This window comes from Bacillus sp. NPDC093026 (assembly GCF_044754665.1).
Taxonomy (GTDB): Bacteria; Bacillota; Bacilli; order Bacillales; family Bacillaceae; genus Bacillus; species Bacillus maqinnsis.
In genome coordinates, this window is record NZ_JBIVPN010000019.1 from 1 (window position 1) to 1,056 (window position 1,056).

Consider the following 1,056-nt stretch of genomic DNA (forward strand, 5'->3'; position numbering starts at 1 on the left):
TTGGGGGTCTCCCCCTGTGAGAGTAGGACGCCGCCAAGCTTGTCTAAAGATCAGTTCCATTCGGAACTGGTCTTTTTTGTGTTTTTCAGGAAAGGTCCATCATGGATCTCGATATGATAAAGGCATATATTGCAGTCTAACCAGCGTCTCGTCCTTTATCAGTTTCACATACGCAGTGGAAACCTAATATAAAGATAAATCACTATGCTTGCGAAAGTGCACAGGAACAATATTGCCGAGATAAAAGGGAGAATAATGTGTGGATTCTATAAAAGTGATTTTTTTATCATGAGAGTATTCTTAATTGACCATCTGCTATTTAGAGAAAGAAGAAACACACCTTATTAGAAGAAGATGTATGAAAAGAGAGAGTGCTCATGACAAATGATAAAGAAATGTTGCTGTGCAAACAGTTTTTTATACGAAAATGATTTATCAGAAAAATAAAATAAAGAGAGACATTTGACTTGAACGATCAGCCGTTGAAGAAATACAAAATCCGTAGAACAGCATATAAGAGTGTGTTTTTTACATTGATAATAGCCGATTAGAGGTATTTTTAACAAAAAGCATTTAAAAATGAAAAAAGACTTTTAAAAGGTTGAAACAAGTGGTAGAATTCTTAAGGTGACTTAACGAAGAATGAAGAGAAATGACTTTAAAATAAGTTCAAAAAATTATTTTAAAAAAGTCTTTACAAACAATATCTTATCGTTATATAATACTATTTGTCAGATTGAGAGTCATTCGGAATGATACTGATATGGAGGATTAGCTCAGCTGGGAGAGCATCTGCCTTACAAGCAGAGGGTCGGCGGTTCGAGCCCGTCATCCTCCACCATATATATTCTTACATAATGTTAGGATAGATAAAGCCGGTGTAGCTCAATTGGTAGAGCAACTGACTTGTAATCAGTAGGTTGGGGGTTCAAGTCCTCTTGCCGGCACCACTTTGATATGGTAAGATAGACAAGTCGCTTTGAAAGCGAGCCATTAGCTCAGTTGGTAGAGCATCTGACTTTTAATCAGAGGGTCGAAGGTTCGAGTCCTTCATGG

Annotated in this window: 2 tRNA genes; both read left to right on the forward strand. The window is 36.9% G+C overall.

Annotation, left to right across the window (positions count from 1 at the left end):
• The first annotated feature begins 765 nt into the window (after positions 1 to 765).
• Positions 766 to 841 (forward strand) — tRNA-Val (locus ACIQCE_RS16355).
• Between the two features lie 33 nt (positions 842 to 874).
• Positions 875 to 950: transfer RNA gene (locus ACIQCE_RS16360), tRNA-Thr, on the forward strand.
• Positions 951 to 1,056 lie beyond the last annotated feature (106 nt).